7 protein-coding genes are annotated in these 6,709 nt (G+C 46.8%); 2 read left to right on the forward strand and 5 right to left on the reverse strand.

Going from position 1 to position 6,709, the window contains the following annotated elements; all coding sequences use genetic code 11:
* Window positions 1-697: 697 nt before the first annotated feature.
* The 5 genes from HQM11_21040 to HQM11_21060 all read right to left on the reverse strand — a co-directional run bounded on the left by HQM11_21040 (window position 698) and on the right by HQM11_21060 (window position 5,995).
* Window positions 698-1,309 (reverse strand): molecular chaperone, encoded by a 612-nt coding sequence (locus tag HQM11_21040; protein ID MBF0353525.1) that lies wholly within the window; start codon window positions 1,307-1,309, stop codon window positions 698-700.
* The gene (locus tag HQM11_21045; protein ID MBF0353526.1) at window positions 1,296-1,991 is read right to left on the reverse strand and encodes a 4Fe-4S dicluster domain-containing protein; all 696 of its coding nucleotides are present in this window, start codon (window positions 1,989-1,991) and stop codon (window positions 1,296-1,298) included. Before HQM11_21045 ends, HQM11_21040 begins: the two co-directional genes overlap by 14 nt.
* 11 nt (window positions 1,992-2,002) lie before the next feature.
* Window positions 2,003-4,555 (reverse strand): molybdopterin-dependent oxidoreductase, encoded by a 2,553-nt coding sequence (locus tag HQM11_21050; GenBank protein ID MBF0353527.1) that lies wholly within the window; start codon window positions 4,553-4,555, stop codon window positions 2,003-2,005.
* Window positions 4,556-4,581: 26 nt separating this feature from the next.
* Window positions 4,582-5,466 carry a polysulfide reductase NrfD gene (gene nrfD / locus HQM11_21055; protein MBF0353528.1) on the reverse strand — a complete coding sequence of 295 codons (885 nt, stop codon included), beginning with the start codon at window positions 5,464-5,466 and terminating at the stop codon, window positions 4,582-4,584.
* 91 nt (window positions 5,467-5,557) lie between these two features.
* On the reverse strand, window positions 5,558-5,995 hold the full coding sequence (locus HQM11_21060) for an Rrf2 family transcriptional regulator (GenBank protein MBF0353529.1): 438 nt from the start codon (window positions 5,993-5,995) through the stop codon (window positions 5,558-5,560).
* Window positions 5,996-6,180: 185 nt separating this feature from the next.
* On the opposite strand from HQM11_21060, the gene HQM11_21065 reads away from it, so the two are divergent.
* Both HQM11_21065 and HQM11_21070 read left to right on the forward strand, forming a co-directional pair.
* The gene (locus HQM11_21065) at window positions 6,181-6,573 is read left to right on the forward strand and encodes a helix-turn-helix transcriptional regulator (protein MBF0353530.1); all 393 of its coding nucleotides are present in this window, start codon (window positions 6,181-6,183) and stop codon (window positions 6,571-6,573) included.
* A 16-nt stretch (window positions 6,574-6,589) separates the two neighbouring features.
* On the forward strand, window positions 6,590-6,709 hold a 120-nt coding region (locus HQM11_21070), incomplete at its 3' end, for an arsenate reductase ArsC (protein ID MBF0353531.1).

Here is a 6,709-nt window from a genome sequence, read left to right on the forward strand (position 1 = left end):
GCATCATCGGGGTGTGATTGTCATTATCCATTCATGACTCCTGAATTATAAATGCTGGCTTTTTGAAAAATCACTTTGAAAAAGTACTGTATTTCTTGAGTATTTCCGCCAGTTGTTCTGCGCCTCCTGATGGCGATTAAAAACAAAATAAAGAAAGCGATGAAAATGTGCTTATTAAATATGGAAATCAGCATAGCATCCGCAAGCTGGAAATCATTTGATTCAAATTAAGGAATAATCGGAAAGTAAAATATATAGTATTCCAGAAAAGTCTTTTGGTTCTTTTTGAGTAGGAGAGAAAGTGTCATCCCGAATGAACATGAGGGATCTTAACACCTGGAAAGATTTCTCCCTCCGGTCGAAATGACACGGAACCCCAATTTAATTATCTGGATCACTATAGTATTCCAGAAAAAAAGTTGGGGCCAGGAGTGCAGGCTGGACGCCTGCTTTTGCGGGCATTCTGCCAGCATTCCCAGAAAACAATTATCTGAAACACTATAGAAACCCGGACAAGTGATCCTCCATGAGGCTGGCACAAACACCCGTAGCGTCGGGTTACGTCCCGGCAGTCTCTGTCATGGCAGAGGGACGAACCCTCTGCCATGACAGAGGGACGAACCCTCTGATCACGTCTGTTAAGTTAACTGGAGCGTTGGAACGAGAGAAAAAACAGGGACGTTGGTAACATGAGGGGTTAATTTAGCGGAGGACGGCCTGTGCATTCAGCAAAGAAAAGCGCCAGAACCTGTCCTAATTTCTGATAATAGGGATGCCTCGCATTTTTGAGTACGAGTTCCGCAAACGTAGGTCCCCACTGCCCCAGATGCCGGGAAAAAAACGATTCTGCCATTGCCATAAAATCAGGATTATTCTGCGAGACATACTGAAACAGCAGATAATACATGAATTCCAGTTCTGTACTGATATGATCCGGTAACACATGCTCGTTCTCATCAGGATTCAATCCGGCACGCTCATAAAAATCAATGGCTTCCAGCGTTGAAATTCCCATCACCATGGGTTCCGGATCAAGATAAACGGAACTGTAGGGTGATGCGGGCACATGATACGGGCCAACAAACAGGCGTGTGTATTCCAGTTCAATTTCCTGAAAACCGGAAGAATCGACATGAAATAATCCTGGCAGACGATCCAGTTCATTTTCCAGTTCAGCGGATAATCCCCAACCTTTTTGCGCGGGAATCAGTTCCAGAATATCGGCAAGGGAAGGGTCGGGATATTTAAAGCAGTCGGCCAGTATCCGGTAGATATTGGCGCGACTGGCAAACAGTCTAATAGGCTCCATAATCCCTGATATAGAAAACTCTGGGTTTTGTGCCCTTGTGTTTGAGCAACTGCCTTGGCGTATAATGCTTCAGGAGTTGGGAGACCCGACTTGTCGGATCGTCTGTATCTCCAAAAATTCTGGCATCGCCGGGACAAGCCTCAACGCACCACGGCTGTAACCCTTCTTTCACACGGTGGTCACAGAAAGTACATTTTTCCACAATGCCTTCCCTGCGGATGCCATCATAGGTTTTCGCACGGTCCGGATTATAATAGGGTAGAGGCACACCTGTTTTATCCGCGGTTTCCTTGCCGCTGGAGGTTACTCCGGGGATCAGCGGTTTATCATCCATGTAGCGTTGATGTTGCTGTTTCTTATTGAAATGGATGACTTTGTAGGGACATGCCAGTTCACAGCTTCGACAACCGATGCATTTGTCCGCGTCATGCAGCGTGAAGCCTTCGTTGTCCTTATACATGGCCTCTGTGGGACACACCTTGACACAAGGAGCGTTCTCACAATGGTTGCAAAGCGTAGGAATGTAACGGAAACTGACATTGGGAAAGGTGCCCCGTGTTTCGGTCACATGACTGGACCAGTTAAAACCGGCGTCCGTATTATTTTCTGTTTTACAGGCAATGTCGCATGCGGCGCATCCGACACAGTTATGCAGATCAATGACCATTGCGTATTTAGCCATAATGTCCTCCCTTACGAAACTTTCATGATTTTAACACGAGTCACGCCGCCATGCCGTGCGGTGCTACCACTTAAACGCTCATAATCAGCAGGCAACAAAAGATTGTTGTTGCCTCCGCGGGGAATCCGTTTTTCAAAATCCTTTGCTGCGATGCTACCGTAAGCCCAATGTCCCTGGCCATAACACTTGCCGATGGTTCCGGGGCGTACCCCTTCCCATAGTTTTACATGACACTGAAGTTTTCCGGTCGGTGAAATCAGTTCAATGGTATCTCCGTTTCGCAACCCCAGACGTTGTCCATCCACAGGGTTGATCTTGGCGACATCATCCCATTTTTCATCTCCGGGGTCAGAATCCTTGTTGTCCTGATACCATGAGCAGTTGGCGGATCGTCCTTCACGATTGAGACGAGACCGATGTTCAAAAAAGATAAACGGAAATTCATTCGCGTCGCCCCAGCGATAGGCTTCCTCATAGTGGGGAACAAACGCCAGTTCATCCCGAGCCTGGTATTTACAGGCATCCAGCACATCATTGATTGAGACCTGATTCTTTTCGGCATGTTCGGTCAATGATTTCTTCAGGGTTTCACTGTAAAATTCAAACTTCTGGGTCGCAGTGCCGAATTTACCCCATTTTTCACGGTAAGGATACCGTTTGGAATTCCATACGCCTTTTTCAAAGAGATCATCCCACCCCTCAAGTTTGTCGCCATACTTCCCATAATCCGGATGAGATGCGTCCCACATGGGTTGTGTGTAATATTTCAGGGCATATAGTGAAAATTCGAGGCTGTTTTGCGGTGTTTTTCCGGTTTGAGGGTCTTTGAACTCATTCCTGAAAAAATCAAACATATTGGAAAAACCTTTCTGCGCCAGTTTTTCAGCGATCATCCAGGGAATTTCGGTTTCATCCATTTTCACATCCCACAACGGTTCCAGAATACGTTTGTTCAAGGAGGCATAAGCCACCAGATTCTGCTTGCTTTTGATGAAGCCCAGTTTTTCATAGAGTTGATGCGCCGCTGGCAGGACAATATCCGCGAAATGACTCATCTCCGAAGCATGAGTCGTGATATGCGCAAAGAACGGCAATTTGCTCATGGCCTTTTCCCAACGTTCCGCGCCGCTACAGGAGAAGGTGAAATTATTCCAGTAGCCGATAGCCACTTTAATGTCATAGGGGTTTTCTTGCAGAATGGCATCCGCCACATTGTTGGTGACCACACCACTGCCTGGTTTCCCACTGGACATAGCGGGAAATTGCAGTGTTCCCCGCTGGTCAATTTTTTTGTTATGATTACCGCGTTCAGCCATTTCATCATAGTATTTTTTATATTCCGGAACCTTGTTCGCGGGAATTTTGGAAGCTCTGACAGTTCCACCTTCATTGTCAACAGAGCCAACCAGTCCGTTGAGAGCGTGGGCGACCATGGCAGTGTATCCGCCCCTGACATGCATCGCTGTGCCCGGAGATAGCCACGAAATGGCTCGCGGTGCGGCGTCGGCGAATCCCAACGCAACCCGCTTGATTTGTTCCGCTGGAATTCCGCAACGTTTTTCAGCCCATACCGGGGTTTTGTCCCGTAATTCCAGATTCCACCATTTGATCAGTCCATAGGTGTAATTTTCCTGAAAAGTGTCTTCAGGAATGATTTCCCCAACCTTGAATCTGTTTTGCTTGTCCGTAAAGTCGCCCACAAACTCACGATTCCATACGCCGTTGACCAGAATCGTATGAGCGATAGCGACAGCCAGTGCACCATCCTCGCCGGGAATTACCGGTAGCCACTCATTGGCTTTCGCCGCGGTCGCGGACAGTCTGGGATCAACCACGGCAATTTTCGCCTGATCTCCAACTTTGCCCCATATGCTGATCGCATGAGGCACTTGACGATTGGACGCGAGCGGATCAGCCCCCCAGCACAACACATAACGGGTTTTGTCCAGATCGTAATCTCTGTAGTCCCAGAAGCCTTCTGTGAAATACGGCCCGAATTTTTCAGCTTCGGCGCAAATCGCGCTGTGGGAAATTCCATTAGGGGAGCCGAATACCTTGGGCATGACTTCATAAATGATATCCCGCATGTAGGTATAGCGTCCCCGTAACAGCAGAAATTTGTGTGTTTCATCATTTTTACGGAGTTCCATCATTTTATCCGTGATCGTATCAATCGCCTCTTCCCAACTGATCGGTACAAACCGAGGATCTTCATCACGACCTTTTTTGGGGTTGGTCCGTTTCATTGGAACTTTGAGCCGGTCCGGATCATATACCTGTTGCAGTGAAATGTGCGATCGCACACAGACATTGCCATGATTGGCCAATGCGTGTTCATTGCCTCTGATTTTGGTGGCCCGGCCATCCACAACATGAACCTGAACCGGACACCATGTTGTGCATCCCTGACAAGTGGACGAAAGCCATTTGCCGGGAGCTGTCGCCAATTTTTTATAGGGGTCCGCCGCAAATGCGGTCAACTGTGGAAATCCGCTGGTCGCGCTTAGAAGGCCGACTCCGGAAATCGTGGAATATTTGATAAAATTTCTTCGTGTTAATCCCATATATCCTCCTTGTTTCAATGTTACCACTACAACAACTCAATGATCGGAACCACCACCTGTCCGCCGATAACCATCAAATGTTTCATTACAAATCCTCCGGTCAAAACAAGGACGCAGGCAATAATTGTCAGTCCCTTTCCCATTTTGACTTCCTGTTTGAGCATGGAATACAAGGCGGCGAGGCCTGGAATGATAATGCCTCCAATCAACACAACAGTGGTCCAGAGTGTCTCGTGGTTTTCCATGAAATTCCGGTAGCTGAGCTCTTGTTCCAGTTCCAGACGTCCGGTATAGAATTGCCAGAGAATCACTGACACCAACTGGAACGCCAGCACCACAAGCAGGGTGATGCGATAGGAAAAATCACGGGTGCCTTCAGGTTTTACGGGTGCCTGAATCGTGCGGATCAGCATGATCGCGGCGGTTCCCGTAGCCAGGGAGGAGGCCAAAAACATTCCGGGTGTCATTTCTGTCCAGAGAACGCGTCCCAAAGAAGATAAAAACAATCCATGATACAAACCGGTACCCGCAGCAAAAAAACTACCAAGAATTTGCGCCAACCGGAGTTTCCAGTCTATTTTGTCCGGCTGAAACAGGATCATGGCGGCATAGAGACACGCAAATAGCATGAACCCGGTTTGTATAAAAACCCCGATTGACATGATAGACAGAGGGTTCACATTCCACAGGGTCGTAATAAATTTTTCAGGCCGTCCCAGTTTGGTGACCAACACCAACAATCCCACGCCAACGGTGACTGGCGCAAGGACAGCTCCAGCTCTGACGGTCAACCAGTGTTTTTCACGATCATAGAAACTTGCCAGAACTGAAAGCAGAAACGCGCCAACGCCGACACCACCGAGAAACAGGTCAATTGTGACACGAATGTCCCATGCGGCTATACTTTCCATAGTTACCTCCTTTGGTTGAAAGAAACCCTTCCGGCAATACGGAAGGAACATGGTAAAACGAAGTCCTGAAACATGCTCAGGACTCCGTTTCTCAGGAAAGGACAACGCCCACGCATTCGCCCTTCCGTTCACGCAATGATAAATCCCGAATTGTTTTGATTCTATAAAGGGTCTTGAGTTCCTCTCTGTTTTTTTTGGCTTCCTGATGCAGACAACAGGGCTGTTCATCACCGCATTGCTTGAGACCCAGAACACATTCATTCAACGCGGATTCTCCGTCAATGATGACAATCACTTCAAATAAAGTGATGTCCTTGGCTGATTTCAATAATTTTACCCCACCTTTGGGACCACGGTAAGACTCCAACATTCCCTCGGCAGACAACCTTTGCAAAATTTTTGTCAGAAAATAAAACGAAACGCCCAATTGCTCTGACAGGGACTGAATGCTGACAAAATCTTCGTTTGATAGGGTATCCAGGCAAACCATGGCACGTATCGCGTAAGCGCAACTTTTAGATAAAACCATGGTTCCTCAGAAGGAATATATATTCATAAAAGAGTATTTCAGCTTTAGGAGTCTTAAATCTTAAATATGTCTCTGAATTAGAAATATCAATGGTTTTTTTGATGTTCATACAAAAAATATCTTGAGCTATTTCTGTTTAAGCAAAAATATGCAGATATAAATTTTATCCCCTTCAGGAGACACCAATGCCACTAACACAGACTCTTGATCAGCCAGAATCATCACTGGAAACCTTAGCCGTACTGTTCAAGGCCTTTGGTGATCCGGCACGGATTCGCATTCTGAATTTGCTGGCCGCCAAAGGGGAACTTTGCAACTGTCACATTGAGTCTGTAACCGGATATGGGAATTCAAAGATTTCCAGGCACTTCAATTATTTGAGGCAGGCAAATCTCATTCAATCCAGAAGAGATGGACTATGGATTTATTATTCACTCAAACCGGCATCCAATGAGATTCATCGTATTTTACACCAGATATTGGATACCATGCCGGATTTGTATGAAATTCTGAAACTGGATCTGCAAGGTTTGGAAACCCTGCAATCAGGTACCATTTCAGCTCACTGCAACCAATGAAAGGAAATACACCATGATTCGAATTCTTGTTTTATGTACAGGCAACTCCTGCCGTAGCCAGATGGCAGAAGGTTTTCTGAAGTCATTTGACGCAAATCTGGAAGTTCATTCAGCAGGAACACGCCCTGCGGTGGCA

This window comes from SAR324 cluster bacterium (genome assembly GCA_015232315.1).
Lineage (GTDB): Bacteria > SAR324 > SAR324 > SAR324 > NAC60-12 > JADFZZ01.